Annotated in this window: 23 protein-coding genes and 1 other annotated feature; of the genes, 21 read left to right on the top strand and 2 right to left on the bottom strand. The window is 42.2% G+C overall.

Translation table 11 applies throughout. From position 1 onward, the window contains the following. Window positions 1-14: 14 nt before the first annotated feature. The 10 genes from radA to PGP85_RS09885 all read left to right on the top strand — a co-directional run bounded on the left by radA (window position 15) and on the right by PGP85_RS09885 (window position 9,347). Window positions 15-1,388, top strand: a complete 1,374-nt coding sequence (radA, locus tag PGP85_RS09930; RefSeq protein ID WP_010742688.1) for a DNA repair protein RadA — start codon at window positions 15-17, stop codon at window positions 1,386-1,388. Window positions 1,389-1,473: 85 nt separating this feature from the next. Continuing rightward, window positions 1,474-2,628, top strand: coding sequence for a PIN/TRAM domain-containing protein (locus tag PGP85_RS09925; RefSeq protein WP_010742689.1), 1,155 nt, complete (start codon window positions 1,474-1,476; stop codon window positions 2,626-2,628). A 96-nt stretch (window positions 2,629-2,724) separates the two neighbouring features. Then, window positions 2,725-4,182 carry a glutamate--tRNA ligase gene (gene gltX / locus PGP85_RS09920; RefSeq protein ID WP_270327332.1) on the top strand — a complete coding sequence of 486 codons (1,458 nt, stop codon included), beginning with the start codon at window positions 2,725-2,727 and terminating at the stop codon, window positions 4,180-4,182. Continuing rightward, window positions 4,179-4,376 (top strand) — a binding site (T-box leader). It overlaps the preceding gene by 4 nt. Before the next feature lie 300 nt (window positions 4,377-4,676). Continuing rightward, window positions 4,677-5,210: a serine O-acetyltransferase EpsC gene (epsC, locus tag PGP85_RS09915; RefSeq protein ID WP_010742691.1), complete on the top strand. Its 534-nt coding sequence runs from the start codon at window positions 4,677-4,679 to the stop codon at window positions 5,208-5,210. Continuing rightward, a complete protein-coding gene (cysS, locus tag PGP85_RS09910; protein ID WP_010742692.1) occupies window positions 5,203-6,612 on the top strand; it encodes a cysteine--tRNA ligase in 1,410 nt (469 codons plus the stop codon). Before epsC ends, cysS begins: the two co-directional genes overlap by 8 nt. After that, on the top strand, window positions 6,612-7,010 hold the full coding sequence (locus PGP85_RS09905; protein ID WP_010742693.1) for a Mini-ribonuclease 3: 399 nt from the start codon (window positions 6,612-6,614) through the stop codon (window positions 7,008-7,010). The genes cysS and PGP85_RS09905 overlap by 1 nt, the downstream gene beginning before the upstream one ends. Beyond that, window positions 7,000-7,833 (top strand): 23S rRNA (guanosine(2251)-2'-O)-methyltransferase RlmB, encoded by an 834-nt coding sequence (gene rlmB, locus PGP85_RS09900; protein WP_010742694.1) that lies wholly within the window; start codon window positions 7,000-7,002, stop codon window positions 7,831-7,833. Before PGP85_RS09905 ends, rlmB begins: the two co-directional genes overlap by 11 nt. After that, window positions 7,833-8,360 carry an NYN domain-containing protein gene (locus PGP85_RS09895; protein WP_010742695.1) on the top strand — a complete coding sequence of 176 codons (528 nt, stop codon included), beginning with the start codon at window positions 7,833-7,835 and terminating at the stop codon, window positions 8,358-8,360. The genes rlmB and PGP85_RS09895 overlap by 1 nt, the downstream gene beginning before the upstream one ends. Before the next feature lie 70 nt (window positions 8,361-8,430). Further along, window positions 8,431-8,988, top strand: a complete 558-nt coding sequence (locus PGP85_RS09890; RefSeq protein WP_010742696.1) for a sigma-70 family RNA polymerase sigma factor — start codon at window positions 8,431-8,433, stop codon at window positions 8,986-8,988. A 113-nt stretch (window positions 8,989-9,101) separates the two neighbouring features. Beyond that, a complete protein-coding gene (locus PGP85_RS09885) occupies window positions 9,102-9,347 on the top strand; it encodes a Veg family protein (RefSeq protein ID WP_010742697.1) in 246 nt (81 codons plus the stop codon). Window positions 9,348-9,375: 28 nt separating this feature from the next. Here PGP85_RS09885 and mscL read toward each other — a convergent pair whose 3' ends face one another. Continuing rightward, the gene (gene mscL / locus PGP85_RS09880) at window positions 9,376-9,816 is read right to left on the bottom strand and encodes a large conductance mechanosensitive channel protein MscL (protein ID WP_010742698.1); all 441 of its coding nucleotides are present in this window, start codon (window positions 9,814-9,816) and stop codon (window positions 9,376-9,378) included. 337 nt (window positions 9,817-10,153) lie between these two features. On the opposite strand from mscL, the gene yfmF reads away from it, so the two are divergent. From yfmF to mprF, 9 genes are all read left to right on the top strand, one after another. Continuing rightward, a complete protein-coding gene (yfmF, locus tag PGP85_RS09875) occupies window positions 10,154-11,416 on the top strand; it encodes an EF-P 5-aminopentanol modification-associated protein YfmF (protein WP_010742699.1) in 1,263 nt (420 codons plus the stop codon). Next, the gene (gene yfmH, locus PGP85_RS09870) at window positions 11,409-12,719 is read left to right on the top strand and encodes an EF-P 5-aminopentanol modification-associated protein YfmH (RefSeq protein ID WP_270327330.1); all 1,311 of its coding nucleotides are present in this window, start codon (window positions 11,409-11,411) and stop codon (window positions 12,717-12,719) included. The genes yfmF and yfmH overlap by 8 nt, the downstream gene beginning before the upstream one ends. A gap of 44 nt (window positions 12,720-12,763) precedes the next feature. Further along, window positions 12,764-13,489, top strand: coding sequence for an elongation factor P 5-aminopentanone reductase (gene ymfI / locus PGP85_RS09865; RefSeq protein WP_010742701.1), 726 nt, complete (start codon window positions 12,764-12,766; stop codon window positions 13,487-13,489). Window positions 13,490-13,713: 224 nt separating this feature from the next. Then, entirely contained in the window at window positions 13,714-14,580 is an 867-nt protein-coding gene (locus PGP85_RS09860; RefSeq protein WP_270327329.1) for a RodZ domain-containing protein, read from the top strand. A gap of 33 nt (window positions 14,581-14,613) precedes the next feature. Next, window positions 14,614-15,195: a CDP-diacylglycerol--glycerol-3-phosphate 3-phosphatidyltransferase gene (gene pgsA / locus PGP85_RS09855; RefSeq protein WP_010742703.1), complete on the top strand. Its 582-nt coding sequence runs from the start codon at window positions 14,614-14,616 to the stop codon at window positions 15,193-15,195. Between the two features lie 94 nt (window positions 15,196-15,289). Further along, complete coding sequence (locus PGP85_RS09850) at window positions 15,290-16,537, top strand: competence/damage-inducible protein A (protein WP_270327328.1); 1,248 nt, start codon at window positions 15,290-15,292, stop codon at window positions 16,535-16,537. Between the two features lie 122 nt (window positions 16,538-16,659). Further along, a complete protein-coding gene (recA, locus tag PGP85_RS09845; RefSeq protein ID WP_010742705.1) occupies window positions 16,660-17,709 on the top strand; it encodes a recombinase RecA in 1,050 nt (349 codons plus the stop codon). A gap of 251 nt (window positions 17,710-17,960) precedes the next feature. Then, complete coding sequence (rny, locus tag PGP85_RS09840) at window positions 17,961-19,517, top strand: ribonuclease Y (RefSeq protein ID WP_010742706.1); 1,557 nt, start codon at window positions 17,961-17,963, stop codon at window positions 19,515-19,517. Window positions 19,518-19,697: 180 nt separating this feature from the next. Beyond that, window positions 19,698-22,259 (top strand): bifunctional lysylphosphatidylglycerol flippase/synthetase MprF, encoded by a 2,562-nt coding sequence (gene mprF / locus PGP85_RS09835; protein WP_090408652.1) that lies wholly within the window; start codon window positions 19,698-19,700, stop codon window positions 22,257-22,259. Window positions 22,260-22,302: 43 nt separating this feature from the next. Here mprF and PGP85_RS09830 read toward each other — a convergent pair whose 3' ends face one another. Further along, on the bottom strand, window positions 22,303-22,707 hold the full coding sequence (locus PGP85_RS09830; RefSeq protein WP_270327327.1) for an Hsp20/alpha crystallin family protein: 405 nt from the start codon (window positions 22,705-22,707) through the stop codon (window positions 22,303-22,305). A 253-nt stretch (window positions 22,708-22,960) separates the two neighbouring features. On the opposite strand from PGP85_RS09830, the gene ispE reads away from it, so the two are divergent. Together ispE and PGP85_RS09820 are read left to right on the top strand one after the other, a co-directional pair. Continuing rightward, window positions 22,961-23,812, top strand: a complete 852-nt coding sequence (gene ispE / locus PGP85_RS09825; RefSeq protein WP_177184098.1) for a 4-(cytidine 5'-diphospho)-2-C-methyl-D-erythritol kinase — start codon at window positions 22,961-22,963, stop codon at window positions 23,810-23,812. Window positions 23,813-24,078: 266 nt separating this feature from the next. Then, window positions 24,079-25,044, top strand: a complete 966-nt coding sequence (locus PGP85_RS09820; RefSeq protein WP_177184097.1) for a metal ABC transporter substrate-binding protein — start codon at window positions 24,079-24,081, stop codon at window positions 25,042-25,044. The last annotated feature ends 11 nt before the right edge of the window (window positions 25,045-25,055 follow it).

Raw genomic sequence — 25,055 nt, 5'->3', positions numbered from 1 at the left:
GTGAGGCGAACGTTTTGGCAAAAAAATCCAAGACACAATTTATCTGCCAAGAATGCGGTTATGTCTCGCCTAAGTATTTAGGGCGATGTCCTAACTGCGGTAGCTGGAACACGATGGTGGAAGAAATTGAACAAAACCATCCGGAAGATCGTCGCAATCGGGTCAGTATAACCGGTGAACGCGCGACACCCACTAAATTAAAAGATGTCGTCTTCAAAAAAGAAACGCGGATTCAAACGCAGTTAGCCGAGCTGAATCGGGTATTAGGCGGCGGTGTGGTGCCGGGCTCATTGGTATTGATCGGCGGGGACCCCGGTATTGGTAAATCCACCTTGCTATTGCAAGTGTCGCATCAATTAGCAGCGACGGGTGGAAATGTTTTATACGTTTCAGGAGAAGAAAGTGCTCAGCAGATTAAATTGCGGGCGGAACGATTAGGCTCCAGCGATACAGATTTTTATTTGTACGCAGAAACAGATATGGGGGAAATCAGCCGGACGATCGAAAATCTGAAACCCGATTATGTGATCATCGACTCGATTCAAACCATGACCCAGCCGGATATTACGAGTGTGGCAGGGTCTGTCAGTCAGGTTCGTGAAACCACAGCGGAGTTATTGAAGCTGGCTAAAACGAATGGGATTGCGATCTTCATCGTGGGTCACGTTACTAAAGAAGGGAATATTGCCGGTCCTCGTATGCTGGAACATATGGTGGATACCGTCTTGTATTTTGAGGGAGAAAAGCACCATAGTTTTAGAATATTGCGGGCGGTAAAAAACCGTTTTGGTTCCACCAATGAAATCGGTATTTTCGAGATGCGTGAACAAGGGTTAGTCGAAGTCGCCAATCCTTCTCAGGTTTTCTTAGAAGAACGACTGGAAGGTGCGACTGGATCGGCAATCGTTGTAGCGATGGAAGGCAGCCGGCCAATATTAGTTGAGGTGCAGGCGTTAGTAACGCCGACGGTTTTCGGGAACGCCAAGCGGACAACGACCGGACTAGATTTTAACCGAGTATCTTTGATCATGGCGGTCTTAGAAAAACGCGCCGGTCTACTGCTGCAAAATCAAGATGCCTATTTAAAGGCAGCCGGCGGTGTAAAATTAAATGAGCCGGCTATCGATTTGGCTGTTGCTGTAGCGATCGCTTCCAGCTATAAAGAAAATGGCACAGCGGCGACCGAATGTTTTATCGGTGAAATTGGTTTGACCGGCGAAATTCGCCGCGTCAGCAGCATTGAACAGCGGGTCAAAGAAGCCAGCAAATTAGGGTTCAAAAAGATTTATCTGCCCAAGAACAATATGGGCGATTGGACGCCGCCAAAAGGGATCGAGCTGGTCCCGGTAGCGACTTTAGGAGAAACATTAAGAAAAGTATTTCGTTAATAAGTGGTGGTGCCGGAAAGTATTTCTGGCACGCCCTTTATTCAAAGGTTTCGGCCTTTGAGCTATTATTTTGAGGAGGGATGGCATGCAGAAACGTGTGTTGACAGTAATTGTTCTGCTTGTTGGGATCAGTTTAGGAATCACTTTCCTACCAACAGCTTGGACAGCGATTAATTATGCAGACAACATGTGGTTGAATAATTCACTTACGAACGGCCTAATTGGTGCAATTATTTTTTATATTATTTCTTTGGCGATCGTAGACCCAATCACAGTTGGAGTAAAAAGAATTGAGAAACAATTAAATGAACTTAGCTTGACGTATATCTTATTTGGAGTAGTAGGTGCGATCCTAGGTTTGACCTTAGGATTGATTGGGACGACACCTTTGTATCAAATTCCAATCCCATTCATTAACAGCGCGTTACCAATTTTGATCATGCTGTTATTAGGGTATCTAGGCTTTCGGATGGGGACGACGCGGATTGATGAATTGAAAAAATTCTTCAGCGGTCGAAACAAAAAAGCAGAAACAAATGATGGCGAAGTCCTTGAGCGTAAAGCGGATGATCATTTCCATAAGTATAAAATCTTAGATACCAGCGTGATCATTGATGGCCGAATCTATGATATTGCGATGACCGGATTTTTAGAAGGAGTCTTGATGATTCCGAATTTCGTGTTGTATGAATTGCAATACATCGCCGATTCTGGGGACAGCTTGAAGCGTGTCCGGGGACGACGCGGGTTAGACATCTTAAACGCCTTGCAGAAAGAAGAAGGGATCGCCGTTGAAATGTACGACGGGGATTTCGAAGACATCAGCGAAGTTGACAGCAAGTTGATCAAGTTAGCTAAATTGCTAGATGGTGTAATCGTGACGAATGATTACAATTTAAATAAAGTATCCGAGTTCCAAAATGTGGCCGTATTGAACATCAACGCGTTGGCAAACGCTGTGAAACCGGTCGTAATCCCGGGAGAAAACATGAATGTTTTAGTCGTGAAGGCTGGGACAGAACGACAACAAGGGGTTGCTTATCTGGATGACGGTACGATGGTGGTCGTGGAAGACGGACAGCATTACATGAACGAACACATTGAAGTAGTCGTAACCAGTGCCCTGCAAACAGCGGCTGGCCGAATGATTTTCGCCAAACCTGCACATTCAAGCCGCAATATCAAAGATGATACACCTGATAAGAAATTAGATTATACGAATGATAAAGCAGCAAAATAACAGTGCAGCTTTACTAAACAGTGGATTGATTGTACAATTTATGTTGAGTAGTAAATGATTTTATTTACTAAATAAGCGGGAAAGAGGAACTAATATATGTCGAAAATTCGTGTGCGCTACGCACCAAGTCCTACTGGACACTTACACATCGGAAATGCCCGAACAGCGTTGTTCAATTATCTTTTTGCTCGTCACAATGACGGGGAGTTTATCATTCGGATCGAGGATACTGATTTAAAGAGAAATATTGAAGGCGGCGAAAAAAGCCAGTTAGAGAATTTAGCGTGGCTAGGAATCGATTGGGACGAATCACCAGAAAATCCTGGCGAATACGGACCTTACCGTCAATCTGAACGTCGTGAAGTTTATCAACCGCTGATTGACCAATTATTGATGAGCAATTTAGCGTATAAATGCTACTGTACCTCTGAAGAGTTGGAAGCTGAACGGGAAGAGCAGCGTGCCCGCGGTGAAATGCCTCACTACGCAGGCAAATGTGCCAACTTAACTCCAGAAGAACAAGCGGAAAAAGAAGCGGCTGGATTAGAACCCGTGATTCGTTTCCGTGTTCCTCGCAATACCAGTTTTGCTTTTGATGATATGGTCAAAGGTGAAATCAGTTTTGAATCAGATAATGTGGGCGGCGACTTTATCATCCAAAAACGCGATGGAATGCCTACCTATAACTTCGCAGTAGCAGTGGATGATCATTTGATGAAGATCACGCACGTGTTGCGCGGGGATGATCATATCGCAAACACACCGAAACAATTGATGATCTATGACGCATTTGGTTGGCCGCGTCCAACATTTGGCCATATGACCTTGATCATCAATAGTGAGACAGGGAAAAAATTAAGCAAACGCGATGAAAGCATTCTGCAATTCATTGAACAATATCGTGAATTAGGCTATCTGCCAGAAGCAATGTTCAACTTTGTAGCACTGCTTGGCTGGTCACCAGTTGGCGAAGACGAAATCTTCCCGCAGGATGAACTAATCAAAATTTTCGATACTAAACGTTTGAGTAAATCTCCAGCAGCCTTCGATCAGAAGAAATTGGAATGGGTCAATAACCATTACATCAAAGCAATGGATTTAGATAAATTAACTGAATTATGCTTGCCTTATTTAATCAAGGCTGGTAAAGTCGAAGAAAATCCAGCTCCGGAGCATAAGGAATGGGTCAAACGCGTAGTCAGCTTGTACCAACCGCAAATGAGTTATGCGGCAGAGATTACGGAAATTTCTAATCTATTTTTCCAAGATCAGCTTGAGCTAGACGATGCGGCCAAAGAAGTTTTAGCAGGTGAAGATGTTTCAACCGTGTTAAATGCTTTTAAAGCCCAACTTGAAGCGATGGATACTGTCGATGCAGCGAGTGTATTAGCAGCGATCAAAGCCGTTCAAAAAGAAACCGGTGTAAAAGGGAAAAACCTTTGGATGCCGATTCGTGTAGCGGTCAGCGGCATGGTGCATGGACCAGAATTACCAGAAACAGTCGAAATATTAGGCAAAGAAAAAGCCTTAGCACATTTAAATCAAGTAATGTAAACACAAAGAAGAGAAGAAGTAGTAAGTGATGGTTATTCAGAGAGATTGCGGGTGGTGAAAGCAGTCAGATCAACACTTACGAAATGCATCTCAGAGTGGTCTTGGCGATACGTAGCCAAGAACGGTTCACAGACGTTACCTGTTTCAAGGCATAACTGCAAACAAAAGTGGGACCACGTAAAAGCGTCTTTTGAGGAAACTCAAAAGACGCTTTTTTTGTCACTCCAACTTTAGCAGTAGTTTTAATAAAGCATTAAAGTATTGGTTTGAAGCAAATTATAGATTAAGAAGTTTAGTTGGATGATATGCGATTTGAGAATCAAACGAACTTTTTTGTATTTGGAAAAAGTTCATTCTTTAATACGAGATAGCTGCGAGTTTCGTTTTTCGCAGTTTCATATGACACAAGAATCAAATAATGGATAGAAGTAAAATGTTGGTTGGCAAATGGAATGGAAAATAGTTACATTTAAACGAAAAAGGAGTTGGTGTAAATGGGATGGTGGCAAGATGCAATCACAGCAGCGAAACGAAATGATCCGGCAGTCAGGTCAAACGTAGAAGTCGTACTTACATATCCAGGAATTCATGCATTGTTTTTTCATAAGTTTTCACATTTTCTTTATCGACATCGCTGGTTTTTATTGGCGCGGATTCACTCGCAATTTTGGCGCTTTTTGACAGGCATCGAGATTCATCCAGGGGCAAAAATCGCCCCCGGCGTTTTTATCGATCACGGAATGGGTGTAGTGATTGGTGAGACCGCAGAAGTTGAGCGCGATGTTGTATTATTCCACGGGGTAACCTTAGGCGGAACCGGAAAAGATACTGGTAAACGGCATCCAACGGTGCGTCAGGGAGCATTTGTTTCGGCTAATGCTCAAATATTGGGCCCAATTGAGATTGGTGAAAGAGTTAAGATCGGCGCTGGCGCCGTAGTCTTAAAAGATATACCTGCTGATACAACCGCTGTAGGAGTACCGGCTAAGGTAGTAAGAATAAAAGGGGAGAAGGTTCAACATGATTAGAATACACAATACATTGACACGAGAGAAAGAGCTTTTTAAACCAATTGAAGAGAATAAAGTTCGAATGTATGTCTGTGGACCAACTGTTTATAACTATATCCATATTGGAAATGCTCGGAGTTCGATTGCCTTTGACGTAATCCGCCGATACTTTGAATACCGCGGTTATGAAGTGAATTATGTATCGAATTTTACCGATGTAGATGACAAAATAATCAAGGCGGCGAAGGAGTTATCAATCACCGCTCCAGAAGTTGCGGATCGTTTTATTGAGGCTTTTGAGGAGGATACAGCTGCGCTGAATGTGAAGCCCGCGACGCTGCATCCACGTGTAATCAATCATATTCCAGATATATTAGCATTTATCGACGTTCTAATTGAAAAAGGCTACGCGTACGAAGCGCAAGGCGATGTGTATTACCGTACGCGTAAATTCGAGCACTACGGTGAGCTAAGTGACCAATCAATCGATGAATTAGAAATTGGTGCGAGTCAACGGACCGGTGCGGAACAGGCAATCAAAGAAGATCCGTTAGACTTTGCTTTATGGAAAAGCGCGAAGCCAGATGAAATTTCATGGGAATCTCCTTGGGGCGCAGGTCGTCCAGGCTGGCATATCGAATGCTCGGTAATGGCGACGAAGCATCTAGGGGATACAATCGATATTCATGGCGGCGGACAAGACTTGGAGTTTCCGCATCACGAAAACGAGATCGCTCAAAGTGAAGCTAAGACAGGCAAGCATTTTGCTAACTATTGGATGCATAACGGCTACGTGACGATTGGTGAAGACGATACGAAAATGAGTAAATCGTTGGGGAATTTCGTAACGGTCCATGATTTAGTTAAGGAAATTGATCCGCAAATCTTGCGTTTCTTCATGGCGACGACACAATATCGCCGTCCGATCCGTTACAGCGAAGCGACCATGAAAGATGCTCAAGCAAATCTGCAAAAATTACGGACCGCTTTTGAAAATGCGACCTTCCGTCAAGCGACAGCTGAAGCCGAATTAGCTGATGATCAGGAAAAACTGGTTGAGCTGCAGGCGTTGGAGGCTCGTTTTATCGAAGAGATGGATGATGATTTCAATGCGGCGAACGGCATCACGGTCGTTTATGAATTGGCTAAATGGATGAACAACTATAATGAACAAGAAAAAGTTTCGGCAGCAATCTTGTCTGCGGCATTGAAAATATTTACGGAGACGATGACCGTTTTTGGCATTGAGTTTCAAACGGCTGGTCTATTGGATGAAGAGATTGATCAATTGATCGAAGAGCGCAACCAAGCCCGCAAACATAAAAACTTTGCTCGCAGTGACGAGATTCGTGACCAATTAAAGGAACAAGGAATTATTTTGGAAGACACCCCGCAAGGCGTCCGTTGGAGACGAGCATAATGACAGATTATAAACAATTAAACGCGTTAGCATTGGCCTATGTCGGCGATGCGATCTATGAAACTTACGTGCGGGACTATCTCGTTCGCAAGGGGCAAACCCGCCCGAATAAACTACATCACATGGCAACCCACTATGTATCGGCTAAAGCTCAAGCAACATTGATCCAAAAGATGTTAGATGATGGTATGCTGACGGAAGAAGAGCAGGGAATCTATCGGCGAGGACGGAATGCCAAAAGTTATACCTCCGCAAAAAATACCAGTATCATGACGTATCGTATGTCTACTGGATTTGAAGCATTAATGGGGTATTTGCATTTATTGGAACAAAAAGAGCGATTGGAAGAATTAATCGGATGGTGTTTAGAGAAAGCGGGCGAAGCAAATGAAGGATAAAAAACAATGGCGAGGAAACGATCGACGCAATCAGCGAAAAAATGATCGACCGAAGGATCGCCGAAAAGAACAAGAAGAAATAGCTGAGGTAGAAGAAAATAATTTTGTCTTCGGTCATCATGCCAGCGTTGAGGCGCTGCAGGCGGGACGAGGAAATAAATTATTCATACAAGAAGATGCTCATGGCGATAAAATCGATCAGTTGAAGAGTTTAGCAAAGGAACAAGCAGTTCCAGTGAAATGGGTACCTAAACAAAAATTAGATACATTAAGTGATGGCGGTGTCCATCAAGGGATTGTTTTAGGAATCACTCCTTATGAATATCTGACATTAGATGATTTACTGACAAAGACATCTTCAGAAGAAGCACCTTTCTTGCTGATTTTAGACAGCTTGGAAGATCCACATAATTTTGGTTCGATCTTACGAACAGCGGACGCTAGCGGTGTGACAGGAGTGATTATTCCGAAACACCGTTCAGTGGGGATCACACCTGTTGTGACGAAGGCTTCGACCGGCGCGGTAGAATATGTACCGATTGCACGGGTAACGAATTTAGCCCAAAGCATCAAGCAATTAAAGGATGCTGGCTATTGGATTTTCGGAACGGATATGGAAGGAACCGATTATCGTCAATGGAAGGTTTCCGGTCCGATTGCTTTGATTATCGGAAATGAAGGCAAGGGCATGAGTGCCGGCTTGAAAAAGGAAGTTGATGAAATGTTGACGATTCCTATGACCGGACATGTTCAAAGCCTGAATGCCGGAGTTGCCGCCGGTCTATTGATGTATGAAGTCTTCCGAAAGCGAAGTGAACCGTAATGAAAAAACAATTGTTGATCGTTGACGGTTACAATATGATCGGCGCATGGCCCGAATTAACGGCGTTAAAAAACCAAGATCGTTTGGAAGAAGCCCGCGAGGCGTTACTGTTTCGACTTTCTAATTTTGCGAAGTATCAAGGGCTGGAAACAATCGTTGTGTTTGATGCTCAATTCGTTCCGGGGATCACGCAAAGCTATAAAAAATATCAATTGACAGTGGTTTTCACGAAAGAAGATGAAACTGCTGACAGCTATATTGAGCGGATCGCGGGTGAACTGAATGATCGCCTGACTCAGGTGACAGTAGCCACGAGTGATTTAGCTGAACAATGGACGATTTTTTCTCAAGGTGCTTTGCGAACATCTGCACGGGAACTATATAAAACCCTCCAACAAACGGAAGATTTAATTACTGGGGATACAGAAGATACGCATTTTAAAAATTTTCGCCGAAATTCTCCATGGAATAATGAACAATTGCAAAAATTGTCACATAAATTGGACGAATTGAGCCGAAAAAAATAAATCGACTGTCGACACGCCTCAACTCCACTCAGAAAGTGTATGCTTTTAATTGTTGAGAGGGGTGTATAAAATGGAAGATTTAATGCGTTTGGAAGAAATTGATGATGATGCTTTTGAGAAACTGTTTATGCAATACTTGCCGATTATTTACAGTATGCAGGCTCGCTACTTGATTCGTGATTTTGAGTATGATGATTGGCTGCAGGAAGGGCGGATCGCGCTGAATGATGCGTTGCATAGTTATCGCCGAGGTCGTGGGACGACGTTCGGTCTATACTATAAAATGATTTTTGAAAATCGCATTCGTTCCCTTTTACGCCGCCAGCAAGCAAAGAAGCGTTTGGCTCAACAGCAAGCTGTATCGATTGAAAAGGTGGGGGCAGAGGCCTTCAGTGAGCATTTTCAATATCATGAGTTCACGGAGGAGAATATTTACATCAGCGAGCTGCTGCTGGCGGGTGAAATTCCACTCTCGACCTTAGAAAATCGAACGTTGTATTATTACTTAAAGGGCGAGGAGCTAGTAACGATCGCCAATCGGTTAAACGAAACAGAGAAGGCGATTCATAACGCACTGAACCGTGCAAAAAATAAAATTAAGAAAAAAATATATAGTTTGAAATCATGATTTTTAAAGGAAAAACTTCACATTTATCGGATAGAAATTTGCAAATTTATTTATCTTATGATAACATTGAAAAGTTTTATATTTGTGCTATAATATAAGTTGAGGTGAACTGTATGCCAACAACTTTAGCGACTATCAAGAAAAACTTGGAAGATCGTATTGGAGCTCCGATAATGCTTGTAGCTCAGACGGGACGCAAGCGTCAGACACAACGTAAAGGGATCTTGACTGAGACTTACCCTTCAGTATTTGTGGTTGATTTGGATCCAGAAGAAAATTCTTTCGAACGTGTTTCATACAGCTATTCCGATGTATTGACTCGCACAGTAGAAATCGAATTTCTAACAGAAGCAATTTAAAAACCATGGAGCGGATGCTCCATGGTTTTTATTTTTCTTCGCCATTGTCTTGCGCAGCTTTATTTTGTTCAACTAAAAGATCGCGAATATCGGCCAAATAATCTTCGGCTGTGGGTACTTTGACTTCGGGTACGACAGCTTCTTCTTTGGTAGCAGTATCCTTTGCTTTGTTCGCTGCTTTAACGATCAAGAATAAAACAAAACCAGTAATTACGAAGGTAATCAGTGCGCTGACAACATCGCCAAAGGCAAATGTCACACCCTTAACTGGTGTCCAGTCTAAGACCGACATGGCCTCGTTCAAATCTTTTCCTTTAGTAAATAATGAAACGATTAATCCAACTAGTGGTGTAATCAATCCGTTAACGACATTCGTAACGATTGCAGTAAAGGCAGTACCAATAACAACACCAACGGCAAGATCGATGACATTGCCTCGCATTAGAAACTCTTTAAACTCTTTAAACATTATGTCACTCCTCTCTCCTTGTTCTTAATTTTAGTATAGCGAAAGAAGAAAAAAATTGAAATAAATGAGCCTGTCAGCCAGTGCTGATTCCAGTTCTTAGACCGTGCCTGTGCTATAATTGTCCTTAATGATTGACAGATATTGCCAGCTGCCAGGTCTATTTTCTGCTTTAGCAGGAAATAAATCGGAAATTGTCTAAATGGTTGCGTTAGAAGTATTTAAGCTGCTAATGTGCCAATTGATTTTTAGCATCACCATTATGGTATGCGGCAGAGTGTCAGCCTTATTTTTTCTGCGGAAAAAAATAAATACATTAGTTAGAATAAGGAGCTTTGTGATGATTGAACTTAAAAAGGGCGTGCGTTTGCACGTGATTGCGACCAAAAAATATAAAACGATTCAAATCTACGGGCGCTTTACTACCCGTTTAACCAAAGAAATTATGACTAAGCGAGCGCTTTTAGCAAATATGTTGGAGACGAATTCATTGCGTTATCCTGACCAAACCAAATTAAGCGGGCAATTGGCTGAACTTTATGGCGCTAGCTTTGGTCTCAATGTTGGCCGGAAAGGAAACCTGCATTGGCTGGATGTTGGTTTAGGAGTCGTGAATGGAAAATATGTGAATGATCCACAGCTTTTTCCGGCTGTTATGGATTTCTTGCAGGAAGTTCTATTTTATCCCAATATCCATGATGGAAAATTTGATGAACAAACTTTCCAGCTGGAAAAAGAAAATCTGCAAAGTTATATCGAGACATTGCACGAAGACAAACAAACGATGGCTTCTTTAAAAATCAAAGAGACTTATTTTACGGACGAAGCTCAAAAATTACCAAGTTTCGGTACGGTCGACGATCTGGCTGATGAAACCAGTGAAGCTTTGGCAGCATATTATCAAGAAATGATCACTCAAGATCAAGTAGATCTGTTCGTGATTGGTGATGTGGACGAAGCTGAGATGGCTGAAGTATTCAAACAACTGCCATTTGCGGATCGAGAAGAAAGTGTTCCTGCAATCTATTACTATCAAACAAATGACAATGTCATTCGTGAGCAGCAAGTTCAAGAAGCGGTCACACAAGGAAAATTAAATCTTGCATACGCGACGGATGTTTACTATGAAGATGTCGATCGGTTTGCATTGTTGGTTTTTAATGGGTTATTTGGCGGTTTTCCGCATTCGAAGCTATTCATGAACGTGCGGGAAAAAGCGAGTCTAGCCTATTATGCTTCTAGTTCCTTTGATACTTTCCGAGGCTATTTACAGGTGCAAACGGGAATCAACAGCAACAATCGTGAGAAGGTTCTACACCTAATCAATGAACAATTACTTGAACTGCAAGCCGGCAATTTTACCGAGCTGGCTTTTCAACAAACCAAGGCAATGCTGAAAAATCACTATTTGCTGGGCTTAGACAGCATGCAAAATACGATCGAGACTACTTACTTGGCACAATGGTTGCCGAAAAGTAAACTAACAGACGAAGAATGGTTGAGACGCTTGGAGGCAGTGACAACGAAAGATGTCCAAAAAGTCGCAAAAAAAATTCGTCTGCAAGCGATCTTCTTTCTAGATGGAGGACAGCAGAATGGATAAAGTAGCGTATCAAAAAATCAATGAAACTTTATATAAAGAAATTTTACCGAATGGGTTGACAGTCTATTTGCTGCCGAAAGCTGGATATCATAAAACGTATGGTTTGTTTAGCACTAACTATGGTTCGATTGATAATGAATTTATTCCGCGCGGCGGAAAAGAATACGTGAAAGTACCAGATGGTATCGCCCACTTTTTAGAACATAAAATGTTTGAAAAAGAAGACGGGGATGTTTTCCAAAAATTTGGCGAACAAGGAGCATCCGCAAATGCATTTACCAGCTTTACCCGTACGAGCTATCTATTCTCTACCACGGATCACTTGGAATTGAATTTGGCGACGTTGCTGGATTTCGTCCAAGCGCCGTATTTCACTGAAGAGTCCGTACAAAAAGAGCAGGGAATCATTGGTCAAGAAATCCAAATGTATCAAGATGATCCAAGCTGGCAGCAGTTTTTTGCTATCTTGAAGAATATGTATCCAAAACATCCTTTGCATATTGATATTGCGGGGACGATTGATTCGATCGCAGAGATTACGGCAGAAGACTTGTACACTTGCTACAACACCTTCTATCATCCTAGCAACATGACATTATTCGTAGTAGGGAATTTAGATGCAGAGGCCTTGATGGACTTCATTCGTAAAAATCAAGCTGAAAAAACGTTTGAAGCGCCAGAACCAATTCAACGCCGTTTCCCACAAGAAACGGCGGACGAGATCATCAAACTTAGTGAAGAAAAAATGCCGATAACGATGCCGAAAGCAATCGTAGGGGTCAAAGGCTTGGCAGAGCTGCCGGCTGATGACAAGGAACGCTTGATCTTTAAAGTGTCGATGGATCTATTATTCCAAATGCTAGTGGGATCAACTTCACAGAACTATTTACGGATGTACAATGAAGGGTTGCTAGATGACAGTTTTGGGTATGAATTCTCATTAGACCGCAGTTTCTATTTTGCAGATTTCGGCGGCGATAGCGAAGAACCACAGAAATTAGCCGATCGTTTAACTGAGATATTGTTGCACTTTGCGACTGACCCAGAGATCAATGAAAAAAATCTGACTTTACTGAAGAAGAAAATGTTAGGCAAGTATTTCCAATCACTGAACTCGTTAGAATATGTTGCCAATCAGTTTACGCAGTCATTGTTCGGGGAATGGACGTTGTTTGATATGCCGGAAATCATCCAAGAAATCGAACTGGCGGATGTTTTGGCAGCAGGCGAACTATTTATCAACGAAGATGCATTCACACGTTTTTACATGGACAAGGAGACCAGCTCCGCTTTTCCAAGTTAAATCTGCTGAAGAGCGTCAACAATCATTAATAAAGGAGGCATAATATGCCTTATGCGGTAGTAATGGGGGCCAGTGGCGATATTGGTCAAGCTGTTTGCGAAAAATTAGCGGGGCAAGGCTGGTCCCTCTACTGTCACTACAATCAGCAAAAAGAAAAAGTCTTAAATTTCGTTTCAGACTTACAGAAACGTTATCCTCAGCAAGATTTTTTTATGGTATCCTTAGACATGTTGAGGGAAGCGGAGATCCCTAAATTTCTAGCCCAATTGTTCCAAGTAGATGGCGTTGTTTTTGCCTCAGGCTTTACATTTTATGAGTTATTGCCAGAAACAAAAGCAGATCAAATGGACGCTCTATGGCAGGTCCATTTGAAAACACCGTTGCTCTTATTGCAGGGGTTGCAGGAAAAACTAGCTAAAAATGGAAATGGACGGGTCGTTTTTATCGGCTCAGTTTATGGTCATCGCGGCAGCAGCATGGAGACCGTTTATAGTGCTGTAAAAGGCGCGCAGGAAGCTTTTGCGAAAGCTTATGCAAAAGAGGTCGCTACTTTAGGAATTACGGTGAATGTCGTAGCTCCAGGTGCTGTACAGACGAAAATGAATGACAATTGGGACTCGCAAGAATTGTCAGATTTAAAGGCAGACATCCCTTTAGGACGCTTGGCTGACCCAAAGGAAATCGCGGCTGCCTGCCAGTATTTATTTTCAAAAGAAGCCAGCTACACGACCGGCATTGTTTTGCCTGTCGCCGGTGGTTGGATGGAATAGTTTAAGTCCCATTACATATTTTTAGCAGAATCAAAAAAGTGGGATACGTGTTGTGCATCGGAAATAATTTTTCTCAAGAGGATTATTCCATTATTATGAAATAGGATGTCAGTTCCACTTTGTACTTTAGTACATTTAGTGGAATGATATACGTGTTGAAAATCGGAGATAATTTTTCTTCAAAAAAATTATTCCATTATTATGAAATAGGAGTAGAGAATCAAGTGGCTAGTATTAATATTGGAGAAACGTTACGTAAAGCCCGTATCGATAAAAAAATCAGTTTAGATAAGCTGCAGCAGCGCACGAAGATCCAAAAGCGGTATTTGCTGGCGATTGAGGAAAACGATTTTCAAGAATTGCCTAGTGATTATTATTTGCGGACGTTTATTCGTCAATATGCTGATGAAGTGAAACTTGACGGCAATCATCTGATCGATGTGCTGGATGGCAAGGATCGACCATTGCCGAGTTATCCAGAACTGGAGACCGTGGATGAACTGAGAAAAAACAAACATGCTGAAAATCCTACACGGGCTCGTTTCAGAGCGACATTACCGATGATTATTTTAGGGCTGGTGGCACTAGCCATTATCTCGGTAGTAGGATATATGACTTGGTTGGACCATCAAGAAACCGCAATTATTCCAGAAAATAGTTCCGTTCAAGTCGAGCGTTCAGATGTGTCATCATCGGCGGCAGAAAAGGTTTCATCATCACAACCTAAACCAACGACAGAATCATCGAAGAAACCAGAAAAACCAAAGATGGCTTTTGCGATGGAAAACAATACAACGAACTCGGCAACGATGAAGATCGAACATGCGGAGAAACCATTGAAAATTACCTTTACCGGTAAAGAGCGTGTATGGGTAGGGGTGCAGATCAATGGCGCTTTGACTTATCAGTACACATTGCAGCCAGGAGAATCACAGACTACAGAACTTCCGGCAGATGCGGCCCAAGCGATTATTACGGTTGGCATGGCAAAATATGCAGAAGTCAAAGTGAATGATCAAGCACTCGATTTTCAACCCGGTGACTCATTGCTGCAAAAGAATGTGACACTGAACATCGCTTACGCGTCATAATGTCAGGCTTAATAGAATTAGGAGGAAACACTAATGAATTTACCAAATAAATTGACCGTCATTCGAATCTTTATGATTCCCTTGTTTATGATCGTCGTTTTAGTCCCATGGGATTGGGGAACACTACAGGTTGGAAATACGAGCTTAGCCGTCACTCAGTTAGTCGGGGCAATCATTTTTGCAATCGCCAGCTACACCGATCATTTAGACGGGAAAATCGCCCGTGCTCGCGGCTTAGTTACCAATTTCGGAAAATTTGCTGATCCATTAGCAGACAAAATGCTTGTGATGACAGCATTCATTGTTTTAGTCGAACAAGGTAAAGCTCCTTCTTGGGTAATCGCCATCATTGTATGTCGAGAGCTAGCGGTGACCGGCTTGCGTCTGTTGATCGTGGAACAAGGCGGCGGCGTTATGGCGGCAGCCATGCCAGGGAAAATCAAAACCGCAACTCAAATGGTTGGGATTGTACTGTTGTACTTAAACAATGTGCCATTCAATTTTATCGGTATTCCAATGGATCAAATTATGTTGTACGTCTGTCTATTCTTTACAATCTATTCAGGGTACGATTACTTTGCTAAAAACACAGCTATCTTTAAGGGTTCAATGTAAAAAAACGATCAGCGCGGTAGGAAATCTATCGTTCTGATCGTTTTTTCTGTTATAGTTGAGGAAAAATGGCGTATCTTAGAAAGAAGAGGAACAAATGAGAGCAGAAATTATTGCCGTGGGCACAGAACTTTTATTAGGACAAGTCGTGAATACGAACGCGACGTTTTTATCAGAAAAATTAGCAGATATGGGGATCGAAGTATATTTTCATACGGTTGTAGGAGATAATCCGCAACGTTTGGAAGAACTGCTTCAATTAGCGGATACTCGCAGCGACCTGATTATCTTAGGCGGCGGCTTAGGGCCTACCGATGATGACTTAACGAAAAATGTTTTGGCTGATCATGTAGGTGTCCCGCTGGTACAAAATCAAGCAGGATTAGAAGCATTGAATGCCTTCTTCGCACAGCGTCAAAGCGTCATGACGCCAAACAATTTAAGACAAATCGAGACACTGAAGGATGGAATCCCGTTGCCGAATCGTACAGGGTTGGCGATTGGCTGTTTATATAAAGGCGAGAAGAACAATTATATTCTATTACCAGGGCCACCGAGTGAATTAAAGCCGATGTTCTTGGAACAGGCTCGTCCGTTGCTGGAAAAGGAATTTCCAACAACGGAAAAACTTACTTCTCGCGTCTTGCGTTTCTTCGGTATCGGAGAATCAAAATTAGTGACAGATCTAGCGGAAATGATCGAACATCAATCGAATCCGACAATCGCGCCATATGCTAAACCAAACGAAGTAACATTGCGGATCACTGCGAAGACCGAAGATGAAATTTCTGCCAATGCTCTATTGGATCAAACAGAAGCGGAGATATTGGCAAAAGTCGGCGAGTTCTTCTATGGTTATGGAGAAGAGAATAGCTTGGTCGAGGTCGTAGTAGATTTATTGAAAGACAGAGGTTTGAGTATCACTGCAGCGGAAAGTTTGACGGCTGGAGAATTTCAAGCAACGTTAGGCACGATTCCAGGCGTTTCAGAGGTCTTTCCGGGAGGTTTCGTAACTTATTCCGAAACAACGAAGGCAAGCTTTCTAGGGATTGATCCAGCGTTATTAGAACGCGTCGGTGTGGTCAGTGAAGAGTGTGCAAAAGAAATGGCAGAAGCAGCATTGCGTTTAGCGGATACTGATTTTGCCGTATCTTTTACGGGAGTAGCTGGTCCAGATGAGTTGGAAGGAAAACCTAAAGGGACTGTTTATATTGCATTGGCGCAAAAAGATGGCGAGACACTCATAAGTGAAAATCATTTCTCTCGCGATCGTTCGTATGTTCGTCATAGTTCTGTAATGAAGGGCTTGGATATGGTTCGGCGGGCAATTCTAAACAAAAATTAAAAATGCGAATGTTTGTTCGTTTTTTGCTTGCTTTTTTGATTTCAAACCGATAAACTAGGGATATTGAAAAAGCAGTAATGATGTGGAAGCATATTTATTATACGAAATAGGAGGATCAGCTATTGGCTAATGATCGTAAGGCAGCTTTAGATGCTGCAATGAAGAAGATTGAAAAGAACTACGGAAAAGGTTCGATCATGAAATTAGGGGAAAAGGTCGATCAACAAATTTCAACGATCCCAAGTGGTTCTTTGGCATTGGATGTGGCGCTAGGTGTAGGCGGCTACCCTCGTGGGCGAATTATTGAAGTCTACGGTCCAGAAAGTTCTGGTAAAACGACGGTGGCATTGCATGCAATCGCAGAAGTGCAAAAACATGGCGGCACGGCAGCCTTTATCGATGCCGAGCACGCGTTAGATCCTCAATACGCACAGCGCTTAGGTGTAAACATTGATGAGCTGTTACTTTCACAACCAGATACTGGTGAACAGGGATTAGAGATCGCTGATGCTTTAGTTTCTAGTGGTGCTGTTGATATTATCGTTATCGACTCAGTGGCGGCGTTAGTACCGCGTGCCGAAATCGATGGCGAAATGGGTGACGCTCACGTTGGTTTACAAGCTCGTTTGATGTCTCAAGCGTTGCGTAAATTATCTGGTTCGATCAATAAAACGAAGACAATCGCAGTCTTTATCAACCAAATTCGGGAAAAAGTCGGCGTTATGTTCGGAAATCCTGAAGTAACACCAGGGGGACGTGCACTGAAATTCTACGCGACTGTTCGTTTAGAAGTGCGTCGTGCAGAACAATTGAAAAACGGAACAGATATCGTCGGTAACCGTACGAAGATCAAAGTCGTAAAAAACAAGGTAGCACCGCCATTTAAAGTGGCTGAAGTTGATATCATGTACGGATTCGGAATTTCGCAAGAAGGCGAATTGCTGGATATGGCTGTTGAAAAAGACATCGTTGATAAGAGCGGTGCGTGGTATGGCTATAAAGAAGATCGTATTGGTCAAGGTCGTGAGAATGCGAAGAAATACCTTGCTGATCATCCAGAAATGATGGCAGAAGTTGCCACACGTGTACGTGCAGCTTACGGTATCGGTGAAGAAGGCGAAGCGATTGAAGCTGAGGAAGCCGGTCAAGAAGAATTGCCTTTAGATGAATAAAAAACAAATCAACACTAATGACAGAGCGCATTTGCTTAGTCATTAGTGTTTTTTTTCGTGACTTTTTAAAACAAAGCAAAGCGCTTTACTGCTTAGCCCGACAAAAGGGAAATAAAGTTGACACGCTATCAGACAAACATTAGAATAAAGTTGTGTGACAAACACATATGCAAGTAGGCATATTGATAATTTGACATTCGTTTATCAAAAAACTACAGATAAGTAAATAAGATAGTACGGAGGTGGATTTAATGTTAGTTCCTATTCTCCTCGCTATCATCGGTTTAATTGTCGGTCTTGGTTTGGGTTTCGTGGTGGCAAAATCACGCCATGAAAAAGAAATTGATGGGGCACAAAACACAGCTAGAGGGATCATTACGCATGCAAATAAAGAAGCGGAGACCTTGAAGAAAGAAGCTTTGTTGGAAGCCAAGGAAGAAAACCAGCAGTATCGCGCACAAGTTGAAAGTGAGTTGAAAGAAAGCAGACAAGAACTAAAATCGCAAGAAAATCGCTTGCTTCAAAGAGAACAGACTTTAGATCGTAAAGACGACTCTCTCGAGAAGCGTGAGCACTCACTGGAAGAAAAAGAAACAAAAATCAGTGCTAGACAGCAATTAATTGACGAGCGAGAAAAAGATGTAGAACAACTAATCAATGAACAACAAACAAAATTGGAACAAGTTGCTTCTTTAACAAGAGATGAAGCGAAAGAAATAATCATGAAGACGACTGAAGAGGAATTGAACCATGAGTTAACAGTGATGGTCAAGGAATCTGAACAACGTGCCAAAGAAGAAGCGGATCGCAAAGCGAAAAATCTTCTAGCGATGGCGATTCAACGTTGTGGCGCCGATGCTGTTTCTGAAACGACTGTTTCGGTAGTAACGTTGCCAAATGATGAGATGAAAGGTCGCATCATTGGACGAGAAGGCCGGAATATTCGGACGCTTGAGACCTTGACGGGAATTGATTTAATTATCGATGACACGCCAGAAGCAGTCGTTCTATCCGGTTTTGATCCAATCAGACGGGAAATTGCCCGTATGACGTTAGAGAAATTGATTCAAGACGGTCGGATTCATCCGGCACGGATCGAAGAAATGGTTGAAAAATCTCGCAAGGAAATGGATGAACGCATTCGCGAATATGGTGAACAAGCAGCCTTTGAAGTTGGCGCTCATACCTTACATCCAGATTTGATCAAGATTTTAGGTCGTTTACATTTCCGAACCAGTTATGGTCAAAATGTGTTGAATCACTCAGTGGAAGTTGCTAAATTGACTGGTGTCTTAGCCGCAGAATTAGGTGAAGATGTTCAATTAGCGCAACGAGCTGGATTGCTTCATGATATCGGTAAGGCGTTAGACCATGAGATCGAAGGATCGCATGTGGAAATCGGCGCAGAACTTGCTGCCAAGTATCGTGAAAATTCAGTTGTTATCAACGCAATTGCTTCTCACCATGGAGATACAGAAGCAACTTCAGTTATCTCTGTTTTAGTAGCCGCTGCCGATGCAGTTTCAGCTGCTAGACCAGGTGCACGAAGCGAATCATTAGAAAACTATATCCGTCGTTTAGAAAACTTAGAAAATATTTCGAATAGTTTTGACGGAGTTGATTCAAGCTTTGCTGTTCAAGCAGGACGTGAAGTACGTGTCATGGTCAAACCAGAAGAAATTTCTGATTTAGATGCCACTCGTTTAGTTCGCGATATTCGTCGCAGAATCGAAGATGAGCTGGATTACCCAGGACACATCAAAGTAGTCGTTATTCGTGAAACACGTGCGACTGATTATGCAAAATAGTAAAAAGCCTCAATTTGAGGCTTTTTCTTTTTGTTCATTTTCGAGTACGTAGATATTCAAGCAATCACTGTAAAGAATAACAAATCAATTTTTAAGGGAATCCTAAATTTAAAAGGATAGCTTCAAAACAAGAATTCATTTAAAATAGAGTACAAGAAAAGAAAGAATGGGAGTAGTAGGATGACGACTATCAGTCGCTGGTTCAAACGGTACGCCACTTTGCTCAAAATTATCTTCTTCGGGGTCGTTTTATTTTTCGTCGCGAATCAAGTGAAAAATATCGCCCATGGTATGAGCTGGCAAACGGTTTGGCAAACGATCAAACAACAAGACCAAATTGCATTATTAAGTATGTTGGGAATCGGCCTATGCGGCGTTCTACCCATGCTTTTATATGATCATGTGGCGATTACAACGCTGGAAGAAGGCGGACGCCCACGGATGAATCGCAAAGAATGGCTGGTCTCTGCTTGGACCACTAACACGATCAATAACTTGGCCGGCTTTGGCGGAGTTGTCGGTGTAAGTCTGCGATCAAGTTTTTACGGCAAAGGAATGGAAAAGAAAAAAGTATTGGCTGTGATTTCTAAGATCGCTCTATTCATGTTGGCGGGTCTTTCGATTATGGCATTGATCACGGCTTTGGATTTATTTTTCTTCCGTACACAAAATCCATTTGTCCGATATCGAATCTGGTTATTGGCTGGCGGAGCTTTTGCGCCGATTCTTTTCGGCTTTGTCTATAGCCGGCGCCGCACGATTTTTAAAGAGTTTCGACTGAAACAAATTTTTGAATTATATTTGGCCTCAATGGGGCAGTGGTTAGGTGCTTTAACGGTCTTTTTAGTAGTCGGCTATTTGATGGGCGTGAAATTGAATATCGGTGAAGTATATCCGATGTTTGTGATCGCGACTGGTTTAGGGATGCTGACGATGGTACCGGGAGGCGCGGGTACATTTGATGTCATGATGATTTTAGGGTTAGGCCATCTTGGGTTGAATCAAAGCACCGCAGTAGTCTGGATCTTGTTTTATCGGATCTTTTATTATTTGGTTCCATTTCTGACTGGTATCGTGATCTTTTTGACCAATACCAGTGTCAAAATGAATCGCTACTTTGATAATTTACCGCGGTTGCTTTCACAAAAGGTTGCTCACGTGTTTATGGTCAGTGCCGTTTATTTTGCCGGAATTATGATGATTCTATTATCTACGCTGACGAACTTATCTAATATCAGCCGCCTGTTTCAGGTGCTGCTGCCGTTTTCTTTTGATTTCTTAGATCAGACGTTGAATCTATTGATTGGCTTTTTGCTGCTGGGCTTTGCTCGCGGCATCTCGCAAAAGGTCAAACGGGCTTTTTGGCCGACGATTTTATTATTGATCTTTGGGATCGTCAATACAGTGGCGCGGACAGCATCCATTCGCTTGATTGTCGTTTACTTGGTGATTTTATTGTTTGTCTGGATGTCACGGAAAGAATTTTATCGCGAACGCTTTGTTTATTCTTGGGGCGCCTTGACTTTCGATGGAATTTTGTTTGGGCTATTGTTCATTTTCTATGCGGTAGCAGGCTATCATAGTGGTCAGATTTGGAGTACCGAACGATTATCAACGAAATATTTTGCTTTTCCATCTGAAGAGATTTGGTTTTCTGGACTAGTTGGCTTGATTCTCTCGATTTTATGTCTGGCGATTTTGTATCAGTATCTGACACAGAGTGAAACAAAATTGGGCGTTGCTTGGGATGAAAAACGGTTCAACTATTTGATTAACCGCTATGGCGGTACGCCGGCCAGTCATTATCTGCGCGTATCGGGTTACCAGTATTTTTATTATCAGGAAAACGGCAATGATCAAATTGTTTTCGGATTCCAAACGCGTGCCAATAAATGTTTTGTTTTGGGTGATCCTGTAGGAAATCCTGAAAAATGGCAGGCGGCGACTTTGGCGTTTATGGAGCATGCGGATCAACTTGGCTATCAGCTGGCGTTTTATAAAATATCGGAAGACTATGTGCTGCTGTTACACGATGTTGGTTTTCATTTTGACAAGATCGGTGAAACTGGCGTGACAGATTTCACGCGGCATAAGCACGATGTTTTCTCTGATCGTTTCGAATTTAAGCGATTGACCAACGAAGGTTATCAATTTATCTATTTTGAAAAGCTGCCGGAAGAAGTTTTTGAAGAGCTGGAAGAAATCTCGGATGAATGGTTAAATGGGGAAAAAGAGAAATGTTTCTCAGTTGGCCGATTTGATCGAGCATATATCGAAACCAGCAATGTAGGAATCGCTCGCGACCCGCAAAACCGGATCGTCGGTTTTATTACCGAGCAGCCGGTCAATCGGGAAAGAGCTTCTTTTGATCTTTTGCGTTTTCGCAATGATGTTCCTAATGAGCTGCCAACTTTTCTGAAGCTGCATTTGATGGATGAATTGAAGGAACAAGGCTATGTGGAAGTCTATCAAGGGATGGCGCCACTGGCAAAAGTTGGTGAGACTTCTTTTGCTTTCTTAGGAGAGCGGATCATGAATTTGATCTATAAATACGGTCATTCAATTTATGCGTTTCAACAAGTTGCTGAAGAAAAAACCGTTTATGTTGATCAATGGCGGCCAAGATACTTTGCCTATATGAAAGACAGCAGTTTCTTGTTCTCAGCGTTGCAATTATTACTGCTGATCGGTCGTGGAAAGAATAAAGGAGCGACCATCTCGGAAGAAATGATCGAAGTATAAAAAATACGAGCCCAAGCGGCTCGTATTTTTTACTATTCAAAGGTTAATCAATCGTAATTGCTTTCCCTTTCTTTTCTTCATAATCAGCTTTTGGCAATTTCAAAGTAAGGACACCATTTTCAAAGGCGGCAGTGATTTTTTCCTCGTCGATACTTTTTACAACAAATTGACGGTGATAGGCACTGTTGGAACGCTCTCTGCGAACAAAACGCCCATCATCTTTGACTTCATTTTCGCTGGTATGTTCAGCATCGATCGAAAGGATATCATTGTTGTAGCGAACAGAAATTTCCGGTTTTTCAAATCCTGGCAGGTCCGCCTTTATTTCATAATGATCCTCTAAATCCCGGATATCGACACTCATTTTTCGATCATCCCAAAATGTATTCATCAGGCGTCCAACTAAATCTTCCCCATCCAACCACTCGTTTTTTGGTAATAGACTCATACAGCATTCCTCCTAATTCTTCATAATTTGACCTTCCATTGTCTAAAGCGGACAAATAAAAAGCCGAAATTATGCAACGACAGGTGCATCCGACAACCAATCTTTGACTTCGTGACTTTCTCTTTCTTTAATGGTAAAGCCTCCGGTAGAAATATTCAACTAATTTGAGGCGCCTATGCTAGAATGAATTATCTATACATTTACTATGGGCTGTGATAGAATCGTCTAGTGAAAAATTTGAACGGGTGAGAAAATGGAAATTATGGAGAAAGCCCCAGCGAAAATCAACTTGGGCCTCGATATTTTAGGCAAACGACCAGATGGCTTACATGAATTGGCGATGGTCATGGCAAGCATCGATCTAGCAGATCGTTTGTATCTGGAAGAGATTCCTGAAGATCGCATTATCATTGAAACCAACAAGGCTTTTTTACCCACGGATAAAAAGAACCATGTTTACGAAGCATTGGACTTAGTAAAAGAGCGCTTTGATATAAAAAAAGGCCTGCGGGTCAAGATTCATAAAGAAATTCCAGTAGCGGCTGGCTTAGGCGGCGGATCGACAGACTCGGCTGCGGCCTTGCGAGCAGTCAATCGTTTATGGAATTTGGGATTATCGATCGAGGAAGTAGCTGAACTAGGAGCAGAAGTCGGCTCAGATGTTCCCTATTGTGTTTATGGACAGACTTCTCTAGTAGAAGGGTTTGGCGAAAAGGTGACACCGATCGCACCGATGCCCCAATGTTGGGTCGTTGTCGTCAAACCGCGTATGAGTGTTTCGACACGCACGATTTTTGCCAAAATTGTGATGGAGGATTTGTATCATCCGGATATCGCGTCCCTTGTTTCGGCGATCGAAGAGAATGATTATCAAAAGATGACTGAAAACTTGGGGAATTCAATGGAGGTTGTCACGATTAAAAAGCATCCGGTTATTCAGCAGTTGAAAGACCGAATGATGAAATATGGTGCGGATGCGGCAATGATGAGCGGCAGCGGACCTACCGTTTATGCACTGTGTCATAAGTATTCACGAGCAAAGCATGTCTTTAACGCGCTAAAAGGTTTTTGCGATGAAGTCTATCTTGTACGTACGTTAAAGTAGATCCAATGAGGGTCTATTTTTTTTTGAGCTCGTATATGAGGTGAAATTCTCATTCATTTTAAGTAGAGGTCGTAATTAAATAACGTGAAAACAGTAATGAACCGGATACAGGTTTCGTTTTTCATATGAGCGTAATGTCATTTGTTTTACGGTTTATGGGTATTATTCTATTGTAAATCGTAAATTTTACGCTTTGAGTTGACGGATAGAAAAACATTTGTTAAATTAATTCATGTCTTAAAAGAGAAGAGAAGGTGTTTAGATAGATGAAGATGCAAAAAGGACTACTTTTATTAGGAACTGTGCTATTATCAGTCGTGCTGACTGCCTGCGGGGGTCAAGAGAAAAAAGAAACGACATCTGAGGATAAAATCCATGTGATGACGACTTTTTATCCGATGTACGAATTTACCAAACAAGTGGTAGGTAACAAAGGAAACGTGGAATTATTGATTCCAGCGGGAACTGAGCCTCACGATTTTGAGCCCTCGGCCAAGGATTTAGCGAAAATTTCAGATTCTGATGTGTTTGTCTACAATAGTCCGGAACTGGAAACATGGACGGATAATCTGACGGATACAATCAATACGAAGAAAACCGAAGTTATTCAAGCCTCTAAAGATATTAAATTGATGGAAGGCGCGGAACATGATCACGAAGAAGCGCATGATCATGATTCAGATGAGCATGAAGAACATGGACACGATCATGATTTGGATCCTCATGTGTGGTTAGATCCAGTCTTAGCGATCAAAGAAGTGGAAACGATTCGCGATCAATTGAGTAAAAAATACCCAGAGGACAAAGCGGCCTTTGAAAAAAATGCGGCAAGTTATATCGACGAATTAAAAGCGGTGGATCAAGAATACCAAACGGCATTCAAAGATGCGAAGAACAAAACATTTGTCACACAGCATGCGGCCTTTGGTTATTTAGCCAAACAATACGGTTTGACCCAAGAAGCGATTGCCGGAATTTCCCCCGATCAAGAGCCATCACCAAGCCGTTTAAGCGAACTGAAGCACTATGTTGATGACAATCAAGTCAAAGTTATCTACTTTGAAGAAAATGCCTCATCGAAAGTCGCCGAAACCTTGTCTAAAGAAACCGGTGTGAAATTAAAAGTCTTAAATCCGTTAGAAAGTTTGACGGATAAACAAATCAAAGATGGTGAAAGCTATCTTTCTGTTATGCGTGAAAATTTGAGCGCGTTGAAGGAAAGTATTCAGTAATAGGAAAAAGG

It is taken from the genome of Enterococcus malodoratus, from assembly GCF_027659535.1.
Classification (GTDB): domain Bacteria; phylum Bacillota; class Bacilli; order Lactobacillales; family Enterococcaceae; genus Enterococcus_A; species Enterococcus_A malodoratus.
This window is presented reverse-complemented; position numbering and strand designations above follow the sequence as displayed.